The sequence below is a fragment of the Aeromonas sp. SCS5 genome (genome assembly GCF_001887375.1).
Classification (GTDB): domain Bacteria; phylum Pseudomonadota; class Gammaproteobacteria; order Enterobacterales; family Aeromonadaceae; genus Aeromonas; species Aeromonas jandaei.
Window position 1 is genome coordinate 357113 of the sequence record NZ_LFCS01000006.1, and the last position, 26566, is coordinate 383678.

At 57.3% G+C, this 26566-nt stretch carries 25 protein-coding genes and 2 tRNA genes; 5 read left to right on the forward strand and 22 right to left on the reverse strand.

What is annotated here, in order from left to right:
- Positions 1-25 precede the first annotated feature (25 nt).
- The 11 genes from infB to rlmE all read right to left on the reverse strand — a co-directional run bounded on the left by infB (position 26) and on the right by rlmE (position 11258).
- A complete protein-coding gene (gene infB / locus BS300_RS09475) occupies positions 26-2728 on the reverse strand; it encodes a translation initiation factor IF-2 (RefSeq protein WP_041207983.1) in 2703 nt (900 codons plus the stop codon).
- 24 nt (positions 2729-2752) lie between these two features.
- The gene (gene nusA, locus BS300_RS09480; RefSeq protein WP_041207982.1) at positions 2753-4252 is read right to left on the reverse strand and encodes a transcription termination factor NusA; all 1500 of its coding nucleotides are present in this window, start codon (positions 4250-4252) and stop codon (positions 2753-2755) included.
- Between the two features lie 14 nt (positions 4253-4266).
- Positions 4267-4725 (reverse strand): ribosome maturation factor RimP, encoded by a 459-nt coding sequence (rimP, locus tag BS300_RS09485; protein ID WP_005343544.1) that lies wholly within the window; start codon positions 4723-4725, stop codon positions 4267-4269.
- Positions 4726-4891: 166 nt separating this feature from the next.
- A tRNA-Met gene (locus BS300_RS09490) sits at positions 4892-4968 on the reverse strand.
- A gap of 91 nt (positions 4969-5059) precedes the next feature.
- Positions 5060-5144, reverse strand: a tRNA-Leu gene (locus tag BS300_RS09495).
- A gap of 7 nt (positions 5145-5151) precedes the next feature.
- Positions 5152-5478, reverse strand: coding sequence for a preprotein translocase subunit SecG (gene secG, locus BS300_RS09500; protein ID WP_005343541.1), 327 nt, complete (start codon positions 5476-5478; stop codon positions 5152-5154).
- Entirely contained in the window at positions 5479-6243 is a 765-nt protein-coding gene (gene tpiA, locus BS300_RS09505; RefSeq protein WP_071912362.1) for a triose-phosphate isomerase, read from the reverse strand.
- 131 nt (positions 6244-6374) lie between these two features.
- Positions 6375-7709, reverse strand: coding sequence for a phosphoglucosamine mutase (gene glmM, locus BS300_RS09510; protein WP_071912363.1), 1335 nt, complete (start codon positions 7707-7709; stop codon positions 6375-6377).
- Positions 7710-7724: 15 nt separating this feature from the next.
- On the reverse strand, positions 7725-8570 hold the full coding sequence (folP, locus tag BS300_RS09515) for a dihydropteroate synthase (protein WP_071912365.1): 846 nt from the start codon (positions 8568-8570) through the stop codon (positions 7725-7727).
- A gap of 60 nt (positions 8571-8630) precedes the next feature.
- On the reverse strand, positions 8631-10583 hold the full coding sequence (gene ftsH / locus BS300_RS09520; protein WP_071912367.1) for an ATP-dependent zinc metalloprotease FtsH: 1953 nt from the start codon (positions 10581-10583) through the stop codon (positions 8631-8633).
- A 45-nt stretch (positions 10584-10628) separates the two neighbouring features.
- A complete protein-coding gene (rlmE, locus tag BS300_RS09525; RefSeq protein WP_071912369.1) occupies positions 10629-11258 on the reverse strand; it encodes a 23S rRNA (uridine(2552)-2'-O)-methyltransferase RlmE in 630 nt (209 codons plus the stop codon).
- A 97-nt stretch (positions 11259-11355) separates the two neighbouring features.
- On the opposite strand from rlmE, the gene yhbY reads away from it, so the two are divergent.
- Complete coding sequence (yhbY, locus tag BS300_RS09530) at positions 11356-11652, forward strand: ribosome assembly RNA-binding protein YhbY (protein WP_033114153.1); 297 nt, start codon at positions 11356-11358, stop codon at positions 11650-11652.
- Between the two features lie 103 nt (positions 11653-11755).
- Complete coding sequence (locus BS300_RS09535; protein ID WP_071912370.1) at positions 11756-12340, forward strand: PilZ domain-containing protein; 585 nt, start codon at positions 11756-11758, stop codon at positions 12338-12340.
- Between the two features lie 50 nt (positions 12341-12390).
- Here BS300_RS09535 and greA read toward each other — a convergent pair whose 3' ends face one another.
- From greA to pomA, 3 genes are all read right to left on the reverse strand, one after another.
- Complete coding sequence (gene greA / locus BS300_RS09540; protein WP_041207974.1) at positions 12391-12867, reverse strand: transcription elongation factor GreA; 477 nt, start codon at positions 12865-12867, stop codon at positions 12391-12393.
- A 146-nt stretch (positions 12868-13013) separates the two neighbouring features.
- Positions 13014-13907 (reverse strand): flagellar motor protein MotB, encoded by an 894-nt coding sequence (locus BS300_RS09545; RefSeq protein WP_071912372.1) that lies wholly within the window; start codon positions 13905-13907, stop codon positions 13014-13016.
- Positions 13908-13915: 8 nt separating this feature from the next.
- Positions 13916-14674: a flagellar motor protein PomA gene (gene pomA / locus BS300_RS09550; RefSeq protein WP_041207971.1), complete on the reverse strand. Its 759-nt coding sequence runs from the start codon at positions 14672-14674 to the stop codon at positions 13916-13918.
- Between the two features lie 209 nt (positions 14675-14883).
- Between pomA and xseB the strand changes: the two genes are divergently transcribed.
- From xseB to dxs, 3 genes are read left to right on the forward strand one after another with little or no spacing between them, the layout of a single operon-like run.
- Complete coding sequence (xseB, locus tag BS300_RS09555; protein ID WP_041207970.1) at positions 14884-15135, forward strand: exodeoxyribonuclease VII small subunit; 252 nt, start codon at positions 14884-14886, stop codon at positions 15133-15135.
- A complete protein-coding gene (gene ispA / locus BS300_RS09560) occupies positions 15136-16026 on the forward strand; it encodes a (2E,6E)-farnesyl diphosphate synthase (RefSeq protein ID WP_041207969.1) in 891 nt (296 codons plus the stop codon). It begins immediately after the preceding gene.
- Between the two features lie 21 nt (positions 16027-16047).
- On the forward strand, positions 16048-17916 hold the full coding sequence (gene dxs, locus BS300_RS09565; protein ID WP_071912373.1) for a 1-deoxy-D-xylulose-5-phosphate synthase: 1869 nt from the start codon (positions 16048-16050) through the stop codon (positions 17914-17916).
- A gap of 208 nt (positions 17917-18124) precedes the next feature.
- Here the strand turns inward: dxs and BS300_RS09570 are convergent, their stop codons facing one another.
- The 8 genes from BS300_RS09570 to ribE all read right to left on the reverse strand — a co-directional run bounded on the left by BS300_RS09570 (position 18125) and on the right by ribE (position 26392).
- Positions 18125-19066 carry an ABC transporter permease gene (locus BS300_RS09570; protein ID WP_033114145.1) on the reverse strand — a complete coding sequence of 314 codons (942 nt, stop codon included), beginning with the start codon at positions 19064-19066 and terminating at the stop codon, positions 18125-18127.
- A gap of 2 nt (positions 19067-19068) precedes the next feature.
- On the reverse strand, positions 19069-20043 hold the full coding sequence (locus BS300_RS09575) for an ABC transporter permease (protein ID WP_041207966.1): 975 nt from the start codon (positions 20041-20043) through the stop codon (positions 19069-19071).
- 99 nt (positions 20044-20142) lie between these two features.
- Positions 20143-21699: an ABC transporter substrate-binding protein gene (locus BS300_RS09580; protein ID WP_042032165.1), complete on the reverse strand. Its 1557-nt coding sequence runs from the start codon at positions 21697-21699 to the stop codon at positions 20143-20145.
- Between the two features lie 75 nt (positions 21700-21774).
- The gene (locus tag BS300_RS09585; protein WP_071912374.1) at positions 21775-23499 is read right to left on the reverse strand and encodes an ABC transporter ATP-binding protein; all 1725 of its coding nucleotides are present in this window, start codon (positions 23497-23499) and stop codon (positions 21775-21777) included.
- Positions 23500-23985: 486 nt separating this feature from the next.
- On the reverse strand, positions 23986-24480 hold the full coding sequence (locus BS300_RS09590) for a phosphatidylglycerophosphatase A (protein ID WP_071912375.1): 495 nt from the start codon (positions 24478-24480) through the stop codon (positions 23986-23988).
- Entirely contained in the window at positions 24477-25436 is a 960-nt protein-coding gene (thiL, locus tag BS300_RS09595) for a thiamine-phosphate kinase (RefSeq protein ID WP_071912376.1), read from the reverse strand. Before thiL ends, BS300_RS09590 begins: the two co-directional genes overlap by 4 nt.
- Positions 25437-25493: 57 nt before the next feature.
- The gene (gene nusB / locus BS300_RS09600; RefSeq protein WP_033114140.1) at positions 25494-25907 is read right to left on the reverse strand and encodes a transcription antitermination factor NusB; all 414 of its coding nucleotides are present in this window, start codon (positions 25905-25907) and stop codon (positions 25494-25496) included.
- A gap of 14 nt (positions 25908-25921) precedes the next feature.
- Positions 25922-26392 (reverse strand): 6,7-dimethyl-8-ribityllumazine synthase, encoded by a 471-nt coding sequence (ribE, locus tag BS300_RS09605; RefSeq protein ID WP_033114139.1) that lies wholly within the window; start codon positions 26390-26392, stop codon positions 25922-25924.
- Positions 26393-26566: the final 174 nt, after the last annotated feature.

Genomic DNA, 26566 nt, shown 5'->3' on the forward strand with positions numbered 1-26566 from the left:
CCCCCTATTTTGTCTGACTCTCGGCTTACAGAGTCCGTTGGATTTCAACGGTCTCGTAAACTTCGATCTGGTCGCCTTCGCGTACGTCGTTGTAGTTCTTGACCGCGATACCACACTCGTAGCCGTTCTTGACTTCGTTGACGTCATCCTTGAAGCGACGCAGGGATTCCAGCTCGCCTTCATAGATAACCACGTTGTCGCGCAGAACGCGAATACGGTTGGAGCGCTTGACCACACCTTCGGTAACCATACAGCCGGCAACTGCGCCAAACTTCGGTGATTTGAAGACGCTGCGCACTTCGGCCAGACCGATGATCTCCTGACGATACTCGGGAGCCAGCTTGCCGCTCATGGCCTGCTTCACTTCGTCGATCAGGTCATAGATGACGGAGTAGTAACGCAGATCCAGGCTCTCGGCTTCGATAACCTTGCGAGCAGAAGCATCGGCACGGACGTTGAAGCCAACCAGGATGGCGCTGGATGCAGCAGCCAGAGTCGCGTCGGTTTCGGTGATACCACCTACGCCGGAACCCACGATCTTCACCTTCACTTCGTCGGTGGAGAGCTTGACCAGCGCATCGCAGATCGCTTCCACAGAACCCTGTACGTCGGCCTTGATCACCACGTTCACTTCGGAGACTTCGCCTTCGGTCATGTTGGAGAACATGTTCTCCAGCTTGGCCTTCTGCTGGCGAGCCAGTTTGACTTCGCGGAACTTGCCCTGACGGTAGAGCGCCACTTCACGGGCTTTCTTCTCGTCACGAACCACAGTCGCTTCGTCACCGGCAGATGGAACACCGGACAGACCCAGGATTTCCACCGGCAGGGACGGACCCGCTTCCTTGATTTCGCGGCCCAGTTCGTCACGCATGGCACGGACACGACCGTATTCGAGACCACACAGAACGATGTCGCCCTGACGCAGAGTACCTTCCTGAACCAGCACGGTCGCAACCGGACCACGGCCCTTGTCGAGGAAGGATTCGATGACCACACCGTTGGCCATGCCGTCGACCACGGCTTTCAGCTCCAGCACTTCTGCCTGGATCAGAATGGCTTCCAGCAGGTCGTCAATGCCCTGGCCGGACTTGGCAGAAACGTGCACGAACTGGCAGTCTCCACCCCAATCTTCGGACATGACGTTGTAACGAGCCAGCTCGGTCTTGACGCGATCCGGATCTGCTTCCGGCTTGTCGATCTTGTTGACCGCAACAACCAGCGGCACACCGGCAGCCTTGGCGTGCTGGATAGCTTCAATGGTTTGCGGCATCACGCCGTCGTCAGCTGCAACAACCAGAACAACGATGTCGGTCGCCTTGGCACCACGAGCACGCATGGAGGTAAACGCCGCGTGACCCGGAGTATCCAGGAAGGTGATCATGCCGCTGTCGGTCTGAACGTGGTAAGCACCGATGTGCTGGGTAATACCACCGGCTTCGCCAGCAGCAACCTTGGCCTTACGGATGTAGTCCAGCAGCGAGGTCTTGCCGTGATCAACGTGACCCATGATGGTCACAACCGGCGCGCGCGGCTTGGCTTCGGAGGTCTCGTCACGATCGGACAGTACCGCCTCTTCCAGCTCGTTCTCGCGACGCAGCACAACCTTGTGACCCATCTCCTCGGCGACCAGCTGAGCGGTCTCCTGGTCGATCACCTGGTTGATGGTGGCCATGGCGCCCATCTTCATCATCGCCTTGATGACTTCAACACCCTTGACGGCCATCTTGTTGGCCAGCTCGGCCACGGTGATGGTCTCGCCGATGATGACGTCACGGTTGACGGCAGCTGCCGGCTTGTTAAAGCCGTGCTTCATGGCGTTCGGGGTAGCAACCTTGCCACGCTTGCCCTTGCGAGCGCGCGGATCACGGGAGTTGCGGTCGTTGCGATCATCGTCGCGACGGCCTACTTTCTTCGGACCTTTGGCGGCAGCGGCAGTACGACGACTGCTCTCTTCCTTGCGATCCAGCTCATCTTCAGCAGCCTGGGCGTGCTTGGAGGTGGTCACATGGTAGTCGCTGCTCTCTTTGGCGCGAGCTGCTTCTTCTTCAGCCCAGCGGGCTGCATTCTGCTCTGCCATGACACGAGCCTCTTCGGCTTTCTTGGCGGCGAGCTCTTCAGCTTTTTGCAAAGCTGTCTGTTCCTGTTGGCGCTTCAGTTCTTCTGCTTCGCGCTTGGCCATCTTTTCTGCCTCTTGCTGAGCTGTGCTACTGGCTGCTTTGGCGGGCTGTTGAGCCTGTCGAGCCTTTTGTTGTGCCTCGATTCGCGCCTTTTCCTCAGCTTCACGACGAGCCTGCTCAGCCTCACGGCGAGCCTTCTCTTCCGCTTCGAGACGAGCCTTGTCTTCGGCCTCGCGACGAGCTTTTGCTTCTGCTTCCAAACGCGCTGTTTCCTCGGCTTCCGCCTGACGCTGTTCTTCTTCCAGCGCCGAACGTCTTACATAGGTGCGAGATTTGCGTACTTCTACCTGCACTTCTTTGTTCTTGCCGCCAGTACCCTGCACACTGATGGTGCTTTTGGTCTTGCGCTGCAAAGTCATGCGAGCAGGAGCGGCAACCTCGTCACCACCGTGCTGTTTCTTCAAGTGTGCCAGCAGAGTCTGCTTTTCAGACTCGCTAACCATGTCGTCGGCCTTGCTCTTGCTGATACCGGCATCGACAAATTGCTGGAGAAGACGATCAACCGGTGTGTCGATGTCAGTGGCAAGTTGTTTGACTGATACTTCTGCCATTCATTTTCCTCCGTTTGATCTTACTTAAGACTGCTCTTCTCCGAACCAACAGATATTGCGAGCAGCCATAATGAGCTCACCAGCCTTCTCGGCAGTCAGCCCTTCAATACCAGCAAGGTCATCAATGCCTTGCTCAGCCAAATCTTCCAGGGTACCAACACCACGACCGGCCATAGCGTAAGCCAGTTCGCGACTCAGACCGTTCAGATTGAGCAGGTCTTCAGACGGCTCGACGCCATCGAAGGACTCCTCTTTGGCCAGCGCCTTGGTGGTCAGTGCATCTTTGGCACGCTTGCGCAGCTCTTCGACCATGTCTTCATCCAGACCGTCGATAGCCAGCAGTTCATTGACCGGTACGAAGGCGATCTCTTCCAGAGTGGAGAAACCCTCTTCCATCAGCAGGCCGGCGAAATCGTCGTCGATATCCAGAGTGCTGGTGAACAGGTTCATGATGCGGTCGTTTTCGGCCTGGTGCTTGGCACGCATGTCCTCGACGGTCATCACGTTCAGCTCCCAACCGGTCAGCTGGGAAGCCAGACGCACGTTCTGGCCGTTGCGACCGATGGCCTGAGCCAGGTTGGCGGCTTCCACGGCGATATCCATGGTGTGGTTGTCTTCATCAACGATGATGGAGGCCACATCGGCAGGCGCCATGGCATTGATCACATACTGGGCGGGGTTGTCATCGTACAGCACGATGTCGGCACGCTCACCGCTCAACTCGGCGGAGACGGCCTGAACACGGGCACCACGCATACCGATACAGGCACCGATCGGGTCGATACGACGATCGTTGGTCTTCACCGCGATCTTGGCACGGGAACCCGGATCACGGGCCGCGCCCATGATTTCGATCATCTCTTCACCGATTTCCGGTACTTCGATGCGGAACAGCTCTTTCAGGAAGTCAGGGCTGGAGCGGCTGACGAACAGCTGGGAACCACGCGCTTCCGGACGTACTGCATACAGCAGGCCGCGAACGCGGTCACCCGGACGGAAGGTTTCACGCGGCAGCATGTCGTCGCGGAAGATGACGGCCTCGGCATTGCTGCCCAGATCCAGGATCACGTTGTCGCGGTTGCTCTTCTTGACCACACCGCTGATGATGGTGCCTTCTTTGTCCTTGAACTGGTCAACGACTTGTGAACGCTCGGCTTCGCGCACTTTCTGCACGATAACCTGCTTGGCAGTCTGGGTAGTAATACGGTCGAAGGTGACAGAATCGATCTGGTCTTCAACGTACTCACCGATCTGGATCTCCGGCTGCTCGATTTGGGCTGCTTCCAGAGTGATCTCGGCATAAGGGTTCTCCATTGCGGCTTGATCCGCAATCACCACCCAACGGCGATAGGTGTCGTAGTCACCGGTCTTGCGATCGATTTCAACGCGCACTTCAATCTCGCCTTCATATTTCTTCTTGGTCGCAGTCGCCAGCGCAGTCTCCAGAGCCTGGAAGATCTTCTCGCGGGGTACAGCTTTCTCGTTGGATACTGCGTCAACGACCAGCAAAATCTCTTTATTCATATCCGATAGCCTCGTTAACCAAAGTTCGGCACAATGTTCGCTTTTTGGATATTGGTGAAAGCCAACACTTCGTCCTTACCATCTACCGTCAGAGTGATCATGTCGCCCTGCACGGCTTTGATTACGCCTTTGAACTTGCGGCGGTTGTTTGTTGCCATCCGAAGCGTTACCGCCGCCTCTTGGCCAACGTATTTTTCGAACTGGGCAACCTTGAACAGGGGGCGATCCAGACCCGGGGAAGATACCTCGAGGTAATACTCCTCGGTGATAGGATCTTCTACGTCCATAATGGCGCCAACCTGATGGCTGACCTCAGCACAGTTCTCAACGGTCACGCCCTGCTCGCCGTCGATATAGACGCGCAAGGTGGAGTGTTTACCCGCGCGGATAAACTCAATACCCCAAAGTTCAAAACCCAAGGCAACGACCGGAGCCTCGAGCAGATCGGTCAAACGTTGTTCCAACGTAGCCAAAGTCACCCTCCGAAAAACAAAAAAAGGGCATAAAGCCCAGATAGATATCGATTCAGAGTAAATCGCACATAACAAAAAGCCCCGATGTCAAATCGGGGCTTGGCGCTTTACCCTGATTGTCGCCTCGCAGCGACCGCCTTCCTGAGCGTAGGAAATGCGTGAAATTTGGTTGCGGGGGCCGGATTTGAACCGACGACCTTCGGGTTATGAGCCCGACGAGCTACCATGCTGCTCCACCCCGCGTCCGAAATCGTGCGAGATTATAGCCACTTCATTCTTTCTATACAAGACTGACTTGGCTATAACATCCCGGTTACCCGGGTCACTGCTTAATTGGTGCCGTGGGCGGGACTCGAACCCGCACACCCTAGAGCACTACCCCCTCAAGATAGCGTGTCTACCAATTCCACCACCACGGCAAAACTCTTACTCGGGAACGTCAGTATCTTTCTTCACTGGCGCTTTGGTCTGCTCAACCTGTTGGGTTTGTTGCAGATTTTCCCATTCACTGCCCTGTTTTACCTTGTTGCTGGACATAGAGCCAAGCACCAAGCTAATTACAAAAAACAGAGTAGCCAAAATCGCTGTTGTTCGGGTCAGGAAGCTGCCTGAACCACTGGAGCCGAATACTGTGTTCGATGCCCCTGCGCCGAAGGAGGCGCCCATATCAGCCCCTTTACCTTGCTGAATCATCACCAGACCAATCAGAGCCAGTGAAACCAGCAGATAAACGACCAAAAGAATCTCGTACATTTAACTTGCACCCTTTGCCGCTTCAACAATTCCTAAAAACGCATCGCTATCGAGACTCGCTCTACCTATCAAACCGCCATCTACGTCGGGTTGGGCAAACAAATCTCTCGCATTGGTCGGCGTCACGCTCCCACCATAGATGATTCTGATCTTCTCACCTATTACCGGAGTATCCTCCGCCAAGCGACCACGAATAAAGGAATGAACCTCTTGTGCCTGCTCGGGTGTGGCGCATTTACCTGTACCTACAGCCCAAATCGGCTCGTAGGCGATGATAGCATTATCGAAAGCCATCGCGCCATTTTTCTCTATGACGATATCCAGCTCTTCTGCGATCACCTCGAAGGTTCTTCTCGCTTGCCTTGCTGCACCTGACTCACCCAAACAGAGGATGGGAATCAGACCTGCCGCTCTGGCTGCCGCAAACTTCTCTGCGACAATAAAGCTGGTCTCACCAAAGAGACGCCTGCGCTCGGAGTGCCCTACCAATACGTATCGACACCCTGCCTCGACCAGCATCTCACACGACACCTCACCCGTGTAAGCGCCCGTCTCGTGCTGGCTCACATTCTGAGCCCCCAACCTTATCATCTTCTGCTCATTGAGCATTGAAGCGGTAAAGTCGAGATGCACATGGGATGGACATAGAACAACATCTACGTCATCATCAACACCTTTCAGGCACTGACTCGTAAACTGCTCTAACTGCGACCTACTACCGTGCAACTTCCAGTTGGCTGCTACAAACGGCTTGCGATGTCCCATCGGCAACTCCCTTGCGAAAGCGGGGCTGATAATATCCAGAGGATTGTCAGCTGACAAGTGCTATTTTCATTTTTTTGAATCGATTGAACAAGATACAACCAGGGCGGCTAAAAAGCCGCCCTGGACGCTCATTAAAACGCCGATTCGACCTGATCGGCAATGCGCTGAGCCATATCACGCACCTGTTGCTCGTGCTCCCCTTCCACCATGACCCGGATCAGCGGTTCGGTACCTGATTTACGCAACAACACTCGGCCACGACCGCCCAGCTCATGTTCAACCTTGGCGACCTCCTGCTTGACTGCTTCTGCAGCCAGCGGATCCTTGCCTTCGGCAAAGCGAACATTCACCAGTACTTGCGGGAACTTGCTCATGCCGGAGCGCAACTTGGCCAGCGGCATCTCGGCACTGCGCATGGCAGTGAGCACCTGCAGGGCGGCCACAATGCCATCACCCGTGGTGGTCTGATCAAGACAGATGATGTGGCCGGAGTTCTCGCCACCGATACGCCAGCCCTTCTCTTCCATCATCTCCAGCACGTAGCGGTCGCCCACCTTGGCACGGGCAAACGGGATACCCAGGGTTTGCAACGCCAGTTCCAGACCCATGTTGGCCATCAGGGTGCCGACGACACCGCCCTTGAGACGACCGTTGCGCAAGGCGTCCCGTGCGATGATATAGAGGATCTCGTCACCGTCGATCAGATAGCCGGTGTGATCCACCATGATCAGGCGATCACCGTCACCATCGAATGCCACGCCGAGATCCGCCTTGTACTCCAGCACCTTGGCAACCAGTGCCTCGGGCGCAGTCGAGCCAACGCCATCGTTGATATTGAGACCATCCGGAGAGCAGCCCATGGTGATCACTTCGGCCCCCAATTCGCGGAACACAGAAGGCGCGATATGGTAGGTTGCGCCGTGACCACAATCGACCACCATCTTCAATCCGTCCAGATTCATGTTGGAAGGGAAGGTGCTCTTGCAAAACTCGATATAGCGGCCCGCGGCATCATCAATACGCACGGCTTTGCCAAGCTCGGCTGATTCGACGCACTTGAGCTCGTGATCAAGCTCGGCTTCGATAGCCATCTCGACATCATCTGGCAGTTTGGTACCGTCAGCGGAGAAGAATTTGATGCCGTTGTCATAGAAGGGATTGTGCGAGGCGCTGATAACGATGCCGGCCTCGGCACGGAAGGTGCGAGTCAGGTAGGCTACTGCCGGAGTGGGCATTGGGCCCATCAGTATGGCTTTGAGACCGGCGGCAGAGAGCCCCGCTTCCAGCGCTGATTCCAGCATATAGCCAGAAATTCGGGTATCTTTGCCAATCAGCACCTTTTTGGTGCCCTTCTTGGAGAGCACCTTGCCCGCGGCCCAGCCCAGCTTCATTACAAAATCAGGAGTAATGGGATATTCGCCAACTTTGCCGCGCACACCATCTGTGCCGAAATACTTTCTTGCCATAGTCTGTTCTCTTTTTTATCTGGAAATGAAATCTTGTCCCGTCATGGCCTGCCAGCCAACCCGCAACGCATCCATGGTCTCCCGCACATCGTGAACCCTGATAATCCTGGCTCCGTGCTGCATGCCGATAAGGGCACAAGCCAGACTGCCAGCCAGACGTTCACCCACAGGGCGGTTCAGCAGGTTGCCTATCATAGACTTTCGCGACATTCCCACCAAGAGCGGAAGACCATAGTCAAGCAACTCTCGCTGGGCGGCCAGCAGCTGATAGTTGTGTGCCAGCGTCTTGCCAAAACCGTAGCCCGGATCCAGCAGCAGCTGCTCACGGGCTATTCCTGCGGCCAGGCTAGCTGCGATCCGTTCGTCAAAGAAGACTTTCACCTCCCCGACCAGGTCATCATAGTGCGGCTCGACCTGCATGGTTCTCGGCTGCCCCTGCATATGCATCAGGCAAACCGGAACGCGCGCTTCAGCGGCAGCATCAAGCGCTCCCGGCTCCAGCAGCGCCCTCACATCGTTGATCAAATGAGCCCCAGCCTTGCAGCCTTCTCTCATTACTACCGCCTTGGAGGTGTCAAGCGAGAGCATCACATCACATTCGCTCACCAGTCGTTCAACAACCGGGATAACCCTGTCCAGCTCCTCCTGCTCACTCACATCCGGCGCTCCCGGACGGGTTGACTCGCCGCCGATATCGATAAGGGTCGCCCCATCCGCCACCATTTGACGGGCATGGGCCACAGCCCGTTCAATCTGGTTGAAATGGCCGCCATCGGAGAAGGAGTCGGGAGTCACATTGAGGATCCCCATCACATGGGGACGTTCGAGAGAGAGGCTAAGCCCCTTGCTAATCAGCTGCATCTTCACTTCCATTCGCAAAATAAAAACCCCGGGCAAGCCCGGGGTTTTCAACAACAGGATTTATTTAGCCGGGATGTCGTTGGCCTTGTCGATATTGGCATCCGCAGCCGGAGCACTCTCGTCCGCAGCTGCCTGCTTGGGCTCGGCTGCAACAGTTGATCCGCCTTGTGGCGTATCTCCGTGCTCGTCGTGCCAGTTGCTCGGGGCACGAACCTCGCGACGAGCCATCAGATCATCGATCTGCTTGGCATCGATGGTTTCGTACTTCATCAGCGCATCTTTCATGCTGTGCAGTACATCCATGTTATCCAGCAGGATCTGCTTGGCGCGGTCGTAGTTGCGATCAATGACCTGCTTCACTTCGGCATCGATGATACGAGCCGTGTCGTCGGACATGTGCTTGGCCTTGGCCATGCTGCGACCGAGGAACACCTCGCCATCTTCTTCCGCATAAAGCATCGGGCCGAGACGCTCGGACATACCCCACTGGGTCACCATCTTGCGGGCGATGTCGGTAGCTCGCTCGATATCGTTGGACGCACCGGTCGATACCTTCTCGGCACCGTAAATCAGCTCTTCCGCCAGACGACCGCCATACAGGCTGGAGATCATGGACTCCAGATGCTGCTTGGAGTGGCTCCAGCGATCCTGCTCAGGCAGGTACATGGTCACACCCAGCGCACGGCCGCGCGGAATGATGGAAACCTTGTAGACAGGGTCATGATCCGGCACCACGCGACCGATAATGGCGTGACCAGCTTCGTGATAGGCCGTCATCTCCTTCTCGGACTCTTTCATCACCATGGAGCGGCGTTCTGCGCCCATCATGATCTTGTCCTTCGCCTTCTCAAACTCTGCCATGGAGACCACACGGCGGCTCTCGCGAGCAGAGAAGAGCGCAGCTTCGTTGACCAGGTTGGCCAGATCAGCACCGGAGAAGCCGGGAGTACCACGGGCAATCAGCGCCGGGTTGACATCATCAGCCAACGGAACCTTGCGCATGTGCACTTTCAGGATCTGTTCGCGACCACGAACATCTGGCAGACCAACCACAACCTGACGGTCGAAACGGCCCGGACGCAGCAGTGCAGGATCCAGTACGTCAGGACGGTTGGTGGCGGCGATGACGATGATGCCTTCATTGCCTTCAAAGCCATCCATCTCGACCAGCATCTGGTTAAGAGTCTGCTCACGCTCATCGTGACCACCGCCCAGACCGGCGCCACGCTGGCGACCGACGGCGTCGATTTCATCGATGAAGATGATGCAGGGGGAGGATTTCTTGGCCTGCTCGAACATGTCGCGTACCCGGGAGGCACCGACACCCACGAACATCTCCACGAAATCGGAACCCGAGATGGTGAAGAAAGGCACCTTGGCCTCACCCGCAATGGCCTTGGCCAGCAGGGTTTTACCGGTACCGGGAGGGCCTACCAGCAGTACGCCGGTCGGGATCTTGCCACCCAGTTTCTGGAATTTGCTCGGGTCGCGCAGATAGTCGACCAGCTCCTTCACCTCTTCCTTGGCTTCATCGCAACCTGCAACATCGGCAAAGGTAGTCTTGATCTGATCTTCACTCATCAGGCGAGCCTTGCTCTTGCCAAACGACATGGCACCTTTGCCACCGCCGCCCTGCATCTGACGCATGAAGAAGACCCAGACACCGATCAGCAGCAGCATCGGGAACCAGGAGATGAAGATTGAGGTCAGCAAAGACGGCTCTTCCGGCTTCTCGCCCATCACTTTGACGTTGTGATTGAGCATGTCGTTGAGGAGCTGGGGATCCGGCGCCGGAATGATGGTGGTGAAACGCTCACCAGTACGCTTGACGCCATTAATGACCTTACCGTCCATCCGCACTTCACGGATCTGCTCTTGGGTCACCTCTTTAACGAAGCTGGAATAGTCCAGCTGGCGACTTGAGGTATCGCTGGGGCTGAAGCTATTGAACACCGACATCAACACGACGGCGATGACCAGCCACAGGATTAAATTTTTCGCCATGTCACTCAAATCAGTAACCTCGCAGACTGACAGTTAACGATGAAGGTTAGGGTACTACAGTTTAAAACCGGTAGCCACAATGTAGACTTCCCGTGAACGAGCGCGGGACGAGTCTGGTTTACGAATCTTGACAGTGGTAAAAAGTTGACGCATTTCATTGAGATAGGCATCAAACCCCTCTCCCTGAAACACTTTCACCACGAAACTGCCGTCACCGCGCAATACCTGATTGCACATGTCCAGCGCCAGTTCGACCAGATACATGGAACGGGCCTGATCCACCTGCTGGGTACCGCTCATGTTAGGCGCCATGTCGGACATGACGACATCTACCTTGTCCGGGCCGACCCGTTCCAGCAGCGCGCCCAGTACAGCTTCCTCCCGAAAGTCGCCCTGAAGGAAATCGACACCGGCGATGGAATCCATCGGCAGAATATCGCAGGCGATCACCCGCCCCTTGTCACCGACCTGATCGATGGCGAACTGGGACCAGCCACCGGGGGCCGCCCCCAGATCCACCACCGTCATGCCCGGCTTGAGCAGTTTGTCCTTGCCCTGGATCTCGTCGATCTTGAACACGGCACGGGATCTCAGTCCCAACTTCTGGGCTTTTTTGACGTATTGATCGTCAAAATGCTCTTTTAACCAGCGGGTTGAACTGGGGGAATGTTTTTTCTGGGTCATGATAATCGACTTTAAAAAACCACAAGGGTTATTAGTATTAAGGGCTAAGTGGGGGTAGAATACGCCCCTTTCAACCCTGACTTATGAAGAAATTGCGATGATTCTCAACAACAAACAGAAACAGTACCTCAAGGGCCTTGCCCACAGCCTCAAACCTGTCGTCCTGCTGGGTCAGCATGGTCTGACCGAAGGCGTACTGGCCGAGATCGATCTGGCACTGAACCATCACGAGCTGATCAAGGTTAAGGTTGCGTCTGAAGATCGTGAGATGAAACAACTGGTTATGGATGCCATCGTCCGTGAAACCGGTTCAGTCAAAGTACAGAGCATGGGCCATGTGCTGACCATTTATCGTCAGGCTAACGAACCCAAGATCCAGCTGCCCCGCAAATAAAAGGAAAGAGCGCTGCTCTTTCCTTCTTCCACTTCTTCCCGAGTCGCTTGCCAAAGTAGTCGCCAACCCCTTAACCTGCGATGAATACTTCCGGACACGCGCTATGGCTCACCATCAAATTCTAACCGACGATGAGCTGGCCATGCTGCGGGACTTGGGGAGCAATCAGGAGAGTCATCTCCTGAGTGGTCACCTCGACGGCCCCATGCTTGGCTTGCTGCAAAAAGCCGATAACCTCGTACTCGAAGCCCGCTTCGCAGGACACCAGTTACGCTTTCCCCTCACCTTTACCCAAAGAGAAGATGGCTTTATCGAGCCACGTCTATCTGCTCCGGTGATCAGGGAGCTGGGGTTTGCCCGTCCTCGCGCCTGGCGACTCAGCCAGAAAGCGCGGTTGCATACCGAGCAAGGGCACTATCAGGTGCTCAGCCTCTCCCTCAACGGGCTCATCGTCGAGAACATGCCTCTCGGCATGGTGGCGGATACACAGCTCAACGGCGAACTCTGTCTCGATGAGGAAGAACCTCTGCCACTGCAGGGACGATTGGTCAGGTTAATCAAATCCAACCCGGCCAGCACCACCTGGGCGATCAGCTTCCAGATGAGCGAAAGCGACATAGAGCGCCTGCGCCACTGGTTGTTTCAACGTCATCAGGATGCCTTTACCGAGGCCTATCAGGCCGGGTAAAGAGAAACAGGGGAGCACCCGCTCCCCTGTCCCATCAAATACTGCAGCGCTTAGAGATAAGCGACTTCCAGCACTTCGTACTCCACGTCACCAGCCGGAGTCTTGACGATGGCCACATCGTCAACTTCCTTGCCGATCAGGGCACGGGCAATCGGTGAATTGACGGAGATAAGGTTCTGTTTGATGTCGGCCTCATCATCACCCACGATGCGGTAGACAACCTCTTCCTCTGTCTCGCTCTTGAGCAGGGTCACGGTCGCGCCAAAAATGATGCGGCCATTGTTGGTCATCTTGGTGACATCGATCACCTGGGCATTGGAGAGCTTGGCTTCAATCTCCTGAATGCGGCCTTCACAGAACCCCTGCTGCTCGCGGGCAGCATGGTATTCGGCGTTTTCCTTCAAATCACCGTGCTCACGGGCATCGGCAATCGCTTCGATAATCTGGGGACGCAGCTCGGTCTTGAGATATTCGAGCTCTTCGCGCAGCTTCTCAGCACCGCGAACAGTCATCGGAGTATGGTTCATAGTCGAAACCTGGGTTGCTTGAAAATAGAAGCTGCGGCGATCAGCAAGAAAGCCGCAGCAGTCGGTTCGGATGAGGCATCTTAATATGAAGCCGGCACAAAATCCATGTCAGCTCCCTGATGCAGATCTCGCTTTGCGACTCATCATCACTCTGCTTTCGGCACCGAGATGGGTGACGAGACAGTGGGCTTGCCCTGCATGATGGAGATCTCCACGCGCCGGTTCGCCCGCCGGTTCTCCGGGGTATTGTTGGGCAGCAGCGGCTGGGAATCTGCCATCCCCTGCACCACCAGCCGCCCCTGATCAAAACCGGGCACCTTGATCATCTGGTGAGCGACCGCTACCGCACGCTGGGTTGAAAGCTCCCAGTTTGACTGGAACAACTCGTCATGGGTTGCCACGTTATCGGTGTGGCCAGAGATGGTGATCTCCCCCGGCACATCCTTGAGCAACTCGGCAACTTTACGGATAACAGGCCAGAATTGAGGCTGCAGAAAAGCCGATCCGGCAGGAAATGACGCCTTCTCCCGGATCCTGATGATGATCTGCTGACCCAGCGCCTCAATTTCAATCGCCCCATCCTGGATCTGGGACTTCATCTGTTCGGCGAGCGCTTTGGCCAGCTCATTGGATTGTTGCTGCGCCTGGTGCGCATCCTGAGCCGTATCACCACCGGTCTGCTTGCCATCGGTTTTGTCCTGCCCGCCAGCCTGATCCGACTCGCCGGGCAGAAACTCCAGCTCGGTCTGGGTCATGTCGATTGTCTGCTGCATGATGGTATCGATAGGGGTCGGCTCCGGCCGGCCCGGTCGAAACTCCTGGGCAATCACCGAGGTCCCCTTGGGAATATCCTTCACTTCCAGAATATTCTGCACGCCGAATGCCTTCTCCATGGAGCCGGCAATCTGCTTGAACTTCTGTACATCCATCTCGGCAAACGAGAGCAGCAGCACGAAGAAGCACATCAATAGCGACATCAGATCGGCGAAAGTCCCCATGTAACCGGGCAACCCCGGTGGCGGACATTTGCATTTGGACATAAAGCCCCCTACTCCGCGCCGTTATTGCGTTTGGATTGATGCAAATAGTTCTGCAACATGGTCTGGATCACCCGCGGATTCTGTCCATCCTGAATCCCCATGATGGCATCGAGGATCAATGTGCGGCAGAGCCGCTCCTCGCCACTGCGCAGCTCCAGCTTGTCGGCAATGGGAATCGCTATCATGTTGGCCTCGATAGCGCCATACAGGGTCGTGAGCAATGCCACCGCCATGGCCGGGCCGATGGACTTGGGATCGCTCATGTTTGCCAGCATGGCCACCAGCCCCACCAGCGTACCTATCATGCCCATGGCCGGGCCGAGATCCCCCAGAGTACGGAACACCTTGATGGCGATAACATGACGCTCGGAGGTCAGCTCGATATCCTTCTCCAGCACGCCACGCACCACATCGGCATCGTGACCATCCACCAACATATCGATCCCTTTTTTCATAAAGGGATTGGGGATTTCCGCCGCTTCCAGCGCCAGAAAGCCCCCCTTGCGGGATGCATCGGCCAGCTCAACCGCCTTGGTAATGAGATCTTCCAGCTTGTCGCCCTTGTACATAAAAGCTTTGCCGGCCACCTTGAACGCCATCAGGAACTGGCCAAGGTTGAACTTCATCATGGCGATAAAGATGGAGCCCAGAATGGTGATATAGACAGAGGGCATGTCCACATACATGGTGACGGGGCCACCCAGCAGCATGCCGTATATCACCACACCGAAGCCCAGCACTATGCCTATCAGACTACCTAGATCCACGTCCTACTCCTGTCACCTGTGCTGATGCACTATTATACGCCGTTGAATTTTCTGCTATTGCGGCCCCGGCGGCAAGTTTCCATCCGAAGGGGGAGACAGTTCATTATCGACCGATTTGTCGAGAGTTTGCGGCTCTGGCGTTTTCAGCCTCCCCCCGCTGGGCGGTCGATGTTAATATAAGCCGTTTTTTTCAATCCCCGAGGATGGACATGGCCAGTAAAAAAATCGACCGTCTGAGTTTTGATGCCACTCTGGAAGAGCTGGAAACCATCGTTCATCAGCTGGAGCAAGGTTCCCTCCCGCTGGAAGAGGCGCTCAAGCAATTCGAGCAAGGAGTCCATCTGGTGCGTGCCGGCCAGCAGAAGCTGGAACAGGCAGAACAGAAGATCCAGATCCTGCTGAGCAAAGCCGATGGCAGTGACCAGCTTGCCCCCTTCCAGCCAGAACAAGGAGAAGAGTGAGTGGCGCTGGACCATTTTTCCCGTCTGCATCGTCAGCGTATTGACGACTGTCTGTCAGCACAACTTGAATCCTTGCCCGCCATGGCGCCGCGCCTGCGCGATGCCATGAAATATGGCTTGCTGCTGGGCGGCAAGCGGGTTCGTCCTTTTCTGGTCTACGCCGTCGGCGAGATGCTGGGGGTAAAGAGCGAACTGCTCGATGGCCCGGCCGCTGCGGTGGAGTGCATCCACGCCTACTCGCTGCTGCACGACGATCTGCCCGCCATGGATGACGACGATTTGCGTCGCGGCCAGCCGACCGTTCACAAGGCCTTTGATGAAGGCACCGCGATTCTGGCGGGTGATGCCCTGCAGACGCTGGCGTTCTCCATTCTGGCCGATCACCCCATGCCAGAGACACTGCTGACCAACCGGGTGCGCATGCTGAGCACCCTCGCCCGTGCTTCCGGTTATCTCGGTATGTGCGGCGGTCAGGCGCTGGATCTGCAAGCGGAAGGTCGCCGGATCACGCTCGCCGAGCTGGAGCAGGTACACCGCCACAAGACGGGGGCACTCATCGAGTGTGCCGTCACTCTTGGCGCCCTGTGCAAGGAGAATGTGGACGAAGCGACCCTGACGGCGCTGCAAACCTATGCCTCCGCCATCGGCCTCGCCTTCCAGGTGCAGGATGACATCCTCGACATCACAGGAGACACCGCCACCCTGGGCAAACCGCAAGGCTCCGATCTGGCGCTGGAGAAGAGTACCTATCCGGCCCTGCTTGGACTCGAAAACGCCCGTGAGCTGGCTCGCGAACTGCACGGTAAAGCCTTAACAGCCCTGCAATCCTTGCCCTACAATACCGACATTCTGGAAGCGTTCGCCGATTACATCATCGAGCGAACCCACTAAACGCTGGATAACAGTTAAAAAATGAGCGTTGATATTAGCAATTTCCCCAACCTGGCCCTCGCGGACACCCCGATAGAGCTGCGTTCCCTGCCCAAAGAGCGGCTACCGGTGCTGTGCAACGAGCTGCGCGAATATCTGCTGCGCTCTGTCAGCCGCTCCAGCGGACACTTTGCCTCCGGGCTCGGCACGGTCGAACTGACCGTGGCCCTGCACTACGTCTACAACACCCCGTTCGATCGGCTGATCTGGGACGTGGGCCATCAGGCCTATCCCCACAAGATCCTGACCGGACGCCGTGACCAGATCCACACCATCCGACAGAAGGACGGTCTGCACCCCTTCCCCTGGCGTGGCGAGAGCGAGTACGACGTGCTCTCCGTCGGCCACTCCAGCACCTCCATCGGTGCCGCACTCGGTATGGCGGTTGCCGCCGAGAGTGAAGGGCTGGGTCGCAAGGTCGTTGCGGTGATCGGTGATGGCGCCATCACAGCGGGGATGGCTTTTGAAGCGCTCAACCACGCCGGCGATGTCCATAAAGACATGCTGGTGATCCTCAACGACAACGAGATGTCCATCTCAGAGAATGTCGGCGCGCTCAACAACCATCTGGCCCGGGTCATGTCCGGCAAGCTCTACACCACCATCCGCGAAGGCGGCAAGAAGGTGCTGGCCGGTCTGCCACCGGTCAAGGAGCTGGCCAAGCGAGCCGAAGAGCACCTCAAGGGGATGGTGGTGCCCGGCACCCTGTTCGAGGAGTTCGGCTTCAACTACATCGGCCCCATCGACGGTCACGATATCGAGGCTCTGGTCGAGACCCTGCGCAACATGCGCAATCTCAAGGGGCCGCAGCTGCTGCACGTCAAGACCAAGAAGGGCAAGGGCTACGAGCCGGCAGAGAAAGACCCCATTGGTTATCACGCCGTGCCCAAGTTCAATCCGGACGAGTGCGCCCTGCCCAAGGCGAGTGGTGCCAAGCCCACCTTCTCCGCCATCTTCGGCCAGTGGCTGTGTGACATGGCGGCCAAAGACGAAAAGCTGGTCGGCATCACCCCTGCCATGCGCGAAGGCTCCGGGCTGGTGAAATTCAGCCAGCAGTATCCGGATCGCTACTTCGATGTGGCTATTGCTGAACAACATGCGGTCACTTTTGCTGCCGGTCTTGCCATCGCCGACAAGAAACCGGTGGTTGCCATCTATTCGAGCTTCCTGCAACGGGCCTATGATCAGGTGATCCACGACGTAGCGCTGCAGGAACTGCCGGTGCTGTTCGCCATCGACCGGGCCGGTCTGGTGGGCGCCGATGGCCCGACCCATCAGGGCGCGTTCGACATCAGCTTCCTGCGCACCGTGCCCAACATGGTGATCATGACCCCCTCCGACGAGAACGAATGCCGTCAGATGCTCTATACCGGCTATCGCCATCAGGGGCCTGCCGCGGTGCGCTACCCACGTGGCAGCAGCCTGAGCGATACCCCCATCTCGCAGGAGATGCAGGCGCTGGAGATTGGCAAGGGACGCATCATTCGAGAGGGCAAAGGCACCGCCATTCTGGCGTTTGGCACTCTGCTGCAACACGCCAAAGCGGCGGCCGAAGCGCTCGATGCCACCCTGGTGGACATGCGCTTCGTCAAACCGATGGATGAGGCGCTGGTGCTGTCGCTGGCGGCCAGCCACGATCAGTTCGTCACCATCGAAGACAATGCCATCATGGGCGGCGCCGGTTCGGCGGTGAACGAGCTGCTGATGCGCAATAAGCAGTGCAAGCCGGTGCTCAACCTCGGCCTGCCGGATCGCTTCGTGGAACAGGGTACCCAGCAGGAGATCTATGCCCTGCTCGGTCTGGACGATGCTGGCATCCAGCGCAGTATCGAAAGCTGGCTGCAAGCCTGATAACGTTCAAAGCTATCAATAAAAGAAGGGCGCCTCATTGGCGCCCTTTTTATTCTTCATAATCTAGAACCTGTTCAAGGACTGTCGCGAGAAGGCTGTCAACAAGGTAAAGAGCAGCGCAGGAACCGGAGTGTATGTGAATACATGAGGATTCCGAGCAGCACATGAGCCTTGATCACGGCCTCGCAGTAAGTTCTTGCTCAGGTTATCAACCTTTGTAGATCTTGGGGTTAAACACATCCCGCAACCAGTCACCCAGCAGGTTGATGACCAGCACCAGCACCACCAGACAGATACCCGGGAAAGCGGTGATCCACCAGGAGCCGGAGAAGATGTAGTTGAAGCCGACGCTGATAAGCGAACCGAGCGAGGGCTGATCAACCGGCATCCCCAGACCGAGGAAGGAGAGTGCCGCCTCACTCATGATGGCGTTGGCCACCTGCACGGTGGAGATAACCAGAATGGGCGACAGGCAGTTGGGCAAAATGTGGCGGAACATGATGCGCGGAGCGCGGAACCCCATCACCTTGGCCGCCTCCACATACTCCTTCTTCTTCTCCGCCAGCACCGAGGCGCGCACGGTACGGGCGTACTGCGGCCACTCGGCGATCCCGATGATCACCACCAGCATCACGATGGCAAAGCGCGAGTAGAACTCGGAGCCAAAGGTCGCCTGAAAGATGGCGGAGATGATGATCGCCACCATCATGGTGGAGAACGACAGCTGCACGTCGGCAAAGCGCATCAAGAGGTTATCGATACGACCGCCAAAGTAGCCGGCGATCAAACCGATGACGATCCCCAGCACCAGCTGCAGCCCCACCGCAAACAGACCGATGGTGAGGGAGATACGGGCACCATAGAGGATGGTGCTCCAGATATCCCGCCCCTGGTTGTCGGTGCCGAGCCAGAAGCGCTCTTCGCCGCCATCCAGCCATGAAGGAGGCAGTTCGGCATCCATCAGGTCGAAGCTGGTCTGGTCATAGACGTTGTGCGGGGCGATCCAGGGGGCCAGCAAGGCAGCCACCACGAACACCACGAACACCGCAAAGCTGAACATGGCTACCTTGTCCCGCAGGAAGTAGTAGACGATGTCGGAGTTCTTGAAACGTGCCCAACGGCTTGGGCTTGCAGTTACAGCGTTACTCATGCTTACCCCTTGGCAGTCAGGTTAACGGTCGGGTTGATCAACCCGTAGAGCAGGTCGACCAGAGTATTGGTCACCACGAAGATCAAGCCCACGAAGATGACGTAGGCGGTGATCAGCGGGGTATCGACCCGGTGGATCGCCTCGAGGAACAGGAAACCGGTCCCCGGCCACTGGAACACGCTCTCGGTCAGGATGGTGTAGGCCACCATGGTGCCGATCTGCACACCACCGACGGTAATGACCGGCAGCATGGTGTTCTTCAGGGCGTGCTGGTAGTAGACCTTGTTGTTGTCCAACCCCTTGGCACGAGCGAACTTGACGTACTCGGAGGAGAGCTGCTCCAGCATTTCGGAGCGCACCAGCCGGATAAACAGCGGCAGCATGATGGAAGAGAGCGACACCGCCGGCAGGATCAGGTGTTTGATACCGTCCCAGGTGAAGAATCCCGACTCCCAACCCAGCAGGTTGCGGGTCTCGCCGCGACCATAGGCCGGCAGCCAGCCCAGCTGGATGGAGAAGAGATACATCAGCATGATGGCGGTCAGGAACACCGGGATCGAAATGCCGATACTGCTCCCCGCCATGATGATCTTGGTGGGAATGCTGCGCGGCCGGATCGCCGAATAGACACCAAGTGGAATGGAGACCACGACGATGATGAGCGCGGCGGCAAAGACCAGCTCAAGGGTAGCTACCAGCTTGTCGAGGATCACCTCAAGAGCCGGTCGCTTGAAAAAGTAGGAAGTACCCAGATCCCCGTGCACCGCATTTTTCAAAAAGCGGCTGTATTTGACGAGGAAGGGATCGTTGAGGCCCATCTTCTCGCGCAATTCGTGGCGCTGGGCTTCGGAGACGGATTGTCCCACCAGCTCGCGCAACGGATCCCCCAGGTTGTCCTGGATGGAGAAGGCGACCAGGCTGATGACGAACATCACTATCACGGCCTGATAGAACCGTTTCAGCAGGAATGTAAACATGCTTGTCCTTCTACGTGGCCTGTGTCGTGGCACAGGCTTCTGTTAGCAGGCGGAGTGGCCAGCTGACCACTCCGCCCCGTCCTTCCTTGTGACGTTCGCTTACTTGCCGACCACCAGATCGCCGAAGTAAGGGAAGTTCATCACGTTGACCACCGGCTTGATGTCGACGTTCTTCTTCGCGCCGTAGGCCAGATCTTCCCAGTGCAGCGGCACATAAGCTGCATCCTCGATCACCATGGCTTCCACCTTCTTCAGCATCTCGGCACGCTTGGCCGGATCTGTCTCGGCGTTGGCCTGCTCGACCAGCTTGTCAGCCTCTGCGTTGGCATAACCGGCGCAGTTGTACTGACCCATACCGGTCTTGGCATCCTTGGTGAAGGTCAGGAACTCGAAGAAGTTCGCGGTATCTTCAGTGTCGGAGTGCCAGCCAATCATCTGCATGTCGGCGGCGCACTTGTCAAACTCCGGCCAGTACTGGGCCACCGGCATGGTCTTCAGATCCACCTTGATGTTGATCTTGGCCAGCATGGCGGAGACAGCCTGGGCAATCTTGACGTCGTTGACGTAACGGGCTGCCGGAGCGATGAAGGTCATCTTGAAGCCCTTCTCCTGACCGGCTTCTTTCATCAGCTGCTTGGCTTTGGCCAGATCATACTGGGGCACCAGCGCCTCGTTGTGACCGGCATAGCCTTTCGGGCTCAGCTGGCCGGCAGGGGTACCGAAGCCCTTGTTGATCTTCTCGACGATACCCACCTGGTTGATGGCGTAGTTGATCGCCTGACGCACCCGCTTGTCTTTCAGCGCCGGGTTGGTGTTCTGGTTCAGCTCGATGATGATGGCGCGGGTACCGGACAGGGTGACCAGCTGGGAGTCCTTACCATTCTTCACCCGCTCCAGATCGTTCGGCGCAACCGGGTAGATCACGTCCACGTCACCACCCAGCAGAGCGGCTACGCGGGTCGCGTCTTCCTTGATCGGCACCACGGTCAGGTTCTCGACGTTACCCTTGGAGGCCTTGTCCCAGTAGTTGGGGTTGCGGGCATAATCGAGCTTCACGCCCTGCTCGCGGAACTTGACGGTGAACGGGCCAGTACCGGAGACGTGGGTAGAGGCGTAGGAGTCACCGTTCTTGACGATCTCGGCCTTGTCTTTGCCCGCTTCGGTCTTGCCGGTATAGAACTTGGAGTCCATCGGGAAGATGTAGGTGACGGTCTGCAGGATCAGCGGGAAGGGCTTCGCGGTAATCAGATCGACGGTGTAGTCATCTACCTTCTTCACTTCGACGATGGGGTCGAAGATCGCCTTGAAGTCGACAGAGGACTTCAGACGGTTGACAGTCCATACCACGTCATCGGCGGTAAAGTCGTTACCGGAGTGGAACTTGACCCCTTTGCGCAGGTGGAAGCGGACGGTCTTGTCGTCAACACGCTCATACTTCTCGGCCAGACGCGGCTCGAATTTCAGATCCTGGGTGTAACGCATCAGGGGATCGAATACCAGGTGCGACATCTCCAGGGTCTGACCGGAGAGCTGCTCCTGCGGATCCAGCGAGGTGGCATCGGAGGCGACACCTACCTTGATATCAGCGGCAGAGACGCTGAAGGCGAAACCGGCGGCAAACAGCGCCAGGGCAATCTTGGAAAATCCTTTCTTCATCTTTTTCTCCATGCTTTTGGCTTTTTTATTAACGAACAACGGGTTTGAGCGACCATCCGGCGCACCGGCGCTCTCCTAGCTTGCGATTTCCAGCCCCTCGCGGGACATTCCCTTGAACTCCGGCATGAGGGAGATCAGCTTGCGGCTGTACTCATGCTCGGCATTGGTAAACAGTTTCTCGGTCTCGGCCACTTCCACCAGATGACCGTGCTGCATCACCCCGATGCGGTCGCACATCTGGCGGATCACCGGCAGATCGTGGCTGATGAACAGCATGGTGAGCTTGAGCTCCTGCTGCAGATCCTTGAGCAAATTGAGGATCTGGGCCTGTACAGACACATCCAGCGCCGAGGTCGGCTCGTCGCAGATGAGAAAACGGGGGCGGGTCGCCAGCGCACGGGCAATGGAGATGCGCTGGCGCTGACCACCGGAGAACTCGTGGGGATACTTGACCCCGGCACCGCGGCCAAGACCGACGTGATCCAGCAGATCCCCGACAATCCCCTCGATCTGGCTCTCGCTGCTCGCCAGCTGATGGAAGCGGATCGGCTCGGCGATGATGTCGCGCACCTTCATGCGCGGGTTCATCGATGAATAGGGGTTCTGGAACACCATCTGCATCTGGCGACGCAGGGGGCGGCGCTCGCTCTCGCTCTTGAGGGCAGTCAGATCGATCCCCTCAAAGACGATTTTGCCGGTATCAGGCGGATAGAGACCGGTGATGGCGCGGGCAATGGTCGATTTACCTGAGCCCGACTCCCCCACCAGACCGAAGGTTTCACCCTCGAAGATCTCGAAGCTGATGTTGTTGCAGGCACGCACATACTGGCGGCGGCTCGGGAAGATGGAGTCCTTGGTGACAAACTTCAGATCGACGTTCTCCACCCGCAGCAGCGCCCCTTCATAGGCACGCTCGTCCTGACTCTGACCGAGCCAGTGGGTCTTGAGGTCGATATTGGTATCCGGCGCGCTGGCATCCTCGATATAGGAGACCAGCGGGAAGCGCACCAGCTTCACGTCGGAGCGTGGCACCGCCGAGATGAGGCTGCGGGTATAGGGATGATTGGGACTGCCCAGCACCTGCTCGGTGCGGCCAAACTCCACCAGATCGCCGCGATACATCACCGCCACCTTGTCGGTGACGTTGGAAACCACGCCCATGTCGTGGGTCACCAGCATGCAGCCCACCTGACGCTCTTTGCAGAGGGTGCGGATGAGTTGGAGGATCTGATCCTGGATGGAGACGTCCAACGCCGTGGTCGGCTCGTCTGCGATGATGAGTTCAGGATCGCCGGAGAGGGCGATGGCAATGACCACCCGCTGGCGCATACCACCGGAGAACTGATGAGGATACTGCTTGATGCGCAGCTCAGGCTGCGGGATCCCCACCGCCTTCATCAGATCCAGCGCCTTGGCAAAGGCGGCTTCGCGTGACAAGTCGGTGTTGGCCAGAATGGTCTCGACCAGCTGGTGTTCAACGGTGAACAGCGGGTTGAGAGAGGTCATCGGATCCTGAAAGATAAAGCCGATGCGTGAGCCACGAATAGCCCGCATCTCGTTCTGGCTCTTGCCGGAGATAAGCTCGCCATTGAGGTAGATATCGCCACGGGCGATGCGACCGGGCGGGCTCAGGAGATCGATGACGGCGTTGCCGATGGTGGATTTGCCGGCACCGGACTCACCTACGACGCCGACAATCTCCCCTTTTTCGATGGAGAAAGAGAGATCCTTCACTGCGGCCAGTACCCCGTAGCGGGAGGGATACTCGATCCGCAAGTTCTTTACTTCGAGCAAGGACATGTTTACCTCTGCGGGGGACATCCGTCCCAAATAATTCGTCCATAAATCGGCCGCAGATGCCGGTGCTGCTCAGGGCAATTAATGCTCAATCCGTGTAGCAGTTAAACCAGCGATCCGGGCGGGTTTTTTGCATTTTTTTGGAATAACCCGCGAGTAAATTAGACGGTTTGCCCACGGGTGTAAATGATTGAGTTATACAATTCCGCAATGTTTTGCGCAGATAACCACCATTTCCATAGCGAAAAATGATGACTATAGTCACAAAAACGGCCCGCATATCCATATACCTACCGCTAGCATTACTTTAATTTCAACAAGAACGCAACAAGCAGCATTTATCACTATTCTCCATTCGCGGTAAGGCCCCGAATGAGTAGTGAATATTTATGTGAAATGGATGATATACGGCAGCATATGCCGATGAATGAAAATTAGGCAGATATAAATCGGGGAGTGCTGTAACAGTCACTCCCCGGGAGAGGGCAATCAAGCGAGCCAGGCGGCCAGTAATTGCATACAAATGAGGGCGAACAGAGCGGCAATCAGATCGTCCAGCATGATGCCAAGGCCGCCGTGGATACGGCGATCAAACCAGGAGATGGGCCAGGGTTTGAGCACATCGAACAGGCGAAACAGCAGAAAGCCCGCCAGTACCCACTCCCAACCGGCCGGCGCCGCTATCATGGTGACGCCAAACCCGATCACCTCGTCCCAGACGATGGCGCCGTGATCCGGCATGCCGATGGCATCGGTGGCGCTCTGGCAGATGCGGATACCGATCAGGAATCCCACCACCAGCAGGGCGATAAACCAGTGGGTCGGCAGCCCACTCACCAGCAGGTAGAGCGGGATGGCGGCGATCGTCCCCATGGTACCCGGCGCTTTGGGGGAGAGACCGGAGCCAAAGCCCACCGCCAGAAAGTGGAGCGGATTCTTCAGATCCAGTCGTTTCAGCTCGGGCTTTATCGTAAACAGACTCATGCGAAGTGATCCCACCCTTTCAGTTGCAGCTCGACCGGCAGCTCGCCACGCAGGTACTCGATACCCGGTTCACCCGCCACGATGCGGCCGATACGGGTAAACTTGACCCCGCTGTGGGCCAGCGCGGTATCGAGCGCGCCGTGATGCTCCTGCGGCACGGTGAAGCAGAGCTCGTAGTCATCGCCGCCGGCCAGCGCCAGCTGCCACGCATCCTGCTCGCTCACCGCATCCTGCAACACCGGCGAGAGCGGCAGCAGATCGAGATCGATCTGGGCCCGCACACCGGACGCCTTGAGGATATGGCCGAGATCCGATGCCAGCCCGTCGGAGAGATCCAGCGCGCTGCCCGCCAGTCCGCGCAGTGCCTGTCCGGCCAGAATGCGGGGATGGGGGTGGTCGAGGCGCGGCAGCACGGCCGCCAGCTGGTTCTCGTTGAGGGTGCGTTTGCCCAGCAGGTGGGAGAGCGCCAGGGCGGCATCTCCCAAAGTGCCGGTCACATAGATGCCGTCACCGGCTTTGGCACCGCTGCGCATCAGGGCGCGACCAGCCGGCACCGATCCCTTGACCGACACAGTGATGGAGAGCGGCCCACGGGTCATGTCCCCGCCCACCAGCGCCACGTTGTAGTACTCGGCGAGCTCCAGGAATCCTTCGGCAAAGCCGGCGACCCAGCTCTCGTTGATGGCCGGCAGCGTCAGCGCCAGCGAGACCCAGCGCGGCTCGGCCCCCATGGCGGCAAGATCGGAGAGATTGACCGCCAGCGCCTTGTAGCCGAGATCGACCGGATCCATGTCGGGGAAGAAGTGCACGCCGCTGACCAGGGTATCCGTGCTCACCGCCAGCTGGGTGTCGGGGGGCAGGGTCAGCAGGGCGCAATCGTCTCCAGGGCCCATCACCACGTCCTTGCGGGCGTGGGGGACCTTGAAGTACTTATCAATCAGCTCGAATTCACCCATACAGTAAAAAGCCAGCGATAAGCTGGCTCCTCTATTAGATGCTGATGAACGCAGCTATCAGCGCTTGTCCAGCGACTTGATCACCTTGTCCAGTACACCGTTGACAAACTTGTGGCTGTCATCGGCAGCAAAAGCTTTGGCCAGCTCGATCGCTTCGTTGATGACCACACGCGGCGGCACATCATCACGACGGGTCAGCTCATAGGTCGCCAGACGCAGGATCGCCTTGTCCACCATGTCCACTTCTTCCAGCGGACGGGAGAGGAAAGGTGCGAAGACCTTGTCCAGCTCGTTGCAGTGGAGCGATACCCCGAACAGCAGATCGCGGAAGTAGTTCAGGTCTACACCCTTGGTGTCCTGATCGATCTTGAACTGCTCTTCGATGTCACCCACGTTGGCCTTGGTCATCTGCCACTGGTAGATGGCCTGGGTGGCGCAATGACGGGCTTTACGGCGCTCAGACGGTTTCAATGCATTTCTCCTCGTTACACGTCCAGTTCTTTCAGGACGTTGATCATTTCAAGCGCTGCCAGTGCAGCCTCTGCACCCTTGTTACCCGCCTTGGTACCTGCACGCTCGATGGCTTGTTCAATGTTTTCGGTAGTCAGCACGCCGAAGGCGACGGGGATTTCATACTCCATCATCACCTGGGCCATGCCTTTGCTGTTCTCGTTTGCCACCAGATCGAAGTGGTAGGTGCCGCCACGGATGACAGTACCGACCGCCACGATGGCGTCATATTTACCGCTCTTGGCCAGCTTCTTGATAACCAGCGGCATTTCAACTGCGCCCGGTACTTTCACCAGAGTCAGATTGCTGTCCTGCACTTGACCTTGACGCTTCAGTACGTCTACTGCACCACTCACCAGGCTGTCGTTGATGAAGCTGTTGAAACGGGCAACGACAATGGCAACGCGCGCCTCGGGAGCGGCAATGTTTCCTTCGATAACCTTCATTGGAAATCCTGTATCTGTGAAAGCAAAAGGGCCGGAGTCAAAAGTGCGCACATTCTAGCACAACAGACCCACGACAAAAACCATGGCCGCAACGAGCGGCCATGATCGCCAATTCAACGGGCCGACGTGGTCATGCGCCGGCATACGCCACGGCTTGCCGAGGACGGATAACGC

Coding starts and splice junctions, on each gene's coding strand:
- xseB (WP_041207970.1), top strand. CDS start 14,884: ATGGCCAGTAAAAAAATCGACCGTCTGAGTTTTGATGCCACTCTGGAA.
- BS300_RS09575 (WP_041207966.1), bottom strand. CDS start 20,043: ATGTTTACATTCCTGCTGAAACGGTTCTATCAGGCCGTGATAGTGATG.
- BS300_RS09535 (WP_071912370.1), top strand. CDS start 11,756: ATGGCTCACCATCAAATTCTAACCGACGATGAGCTGGCCATGCTGCGG.
- infB (WP_041207983.1), bottom strand. CDS start 2,728: ATGGCAGAAGTATCAGTCAAACAACTTGCCACTGACATCGACACACCG.
- ribE (WP_033114139.1), bottom strand. CDS start 26,392: ATGAAGGTTATCGAAGGAAACATTGCCGCTCCCGAGGCGCGCGTTGCC.
- BS300_RS09580 (WP_042032165.1), bottom strand. CDS start 21,699: ATGAAGAAAGGATTTTCCAAGATTGCCCTGGCGCTGTTTGCCGCCGGT.
- glmM (WP_071912363.1), bottom strand. CDS start 7,709: ATGGCAAGAAAGTATTTCGGCACAGATGGTGTGCGCGGCAAAGTTGGC.
- folP (WP_071912365.1), bottom strand. CDS start 8,570: ATGCAGCTGATTAGCAAGGGGCTTAGCCTCTCTCTCGAACGTCCCCAT.
- rlmE (WP_071912369.1), bottom strand. CDS start 11,258: ATGACCCAGAAAAAACATTCCCCCAGTTCAACCCGCTGGTTAAAAGAG.
- BS300_RS09590 (WP_071912375.1), bottom strand. CDS start 24,480: ATGAGTCTGTTTACGATAAAGCCCGAGCTGAAACGACTGGATCTGAAG.
- yhbY (WP_033114153.1), top strand. CDS start 11,356: ATGATTCTCAACAACAAACAGAAACAGTACCTCAAGGGCCTTGCCCAC.
- dxs (WP_071912373.1), top strand. CDS start 16,048: ATGAGCGTTGATATTAGCAATTTCCCCAACCTGGCCCTCGCGGACACC.
- nusA (WP_041207982.1), bottom strand. CDS start 4,252: ATGAATAAAGAGATTTTGCTGGTCGTTGACGCAGTATCCAACGAGAAA.
- tpiA (WP_071912362.1), bottom strand. CDS start 6,243: ATGGGACATCGCAAGCCGTTTGTAGCAGCCAACTGGAAGTTGCACGGT.
- BS300_RS09585 (WP_071912374.1), bottom strand. CDS start 23,499: ATGTCCTTGCTCGAAGTAAAGAACTTGCGGATCGAGTATCCCTCCCGC.
- BS300_RS09570 (WP_033114145.1), bottom strand. CDS start 19,066: ATGAGTAACGCTGTAACTGCAAGCCCAAGCCGTTGGGCACGTTTCAAG.
- thiL (WP_071912376.1), bottom strand. CDS start 25,436: ATGGGTGAATTCGAGCTGATTGATAAGTACTTCAAGGTCCCCCACGCC.
- BS300_RS09545 (WP_071912372.1), bottom strand. CDS start 13,907: ATGTCCAAATGCAAATGTCCGCCACCGGGGTTGCCCGGTTACATGGGG.
- greA (WP_041207974.1), bottom strand. CDS start 12,867: ATGAACCATACTCCGATGACTGTTCGCGGTGCTGAGAAGCTGCGCGAA.
- secG (WP_005343541.1), bottom strand. CDS start 5,478: ATGTACGAGATTCTTTTGGTCGTTTATCTGCTGGTTTCACTGGCTCTG.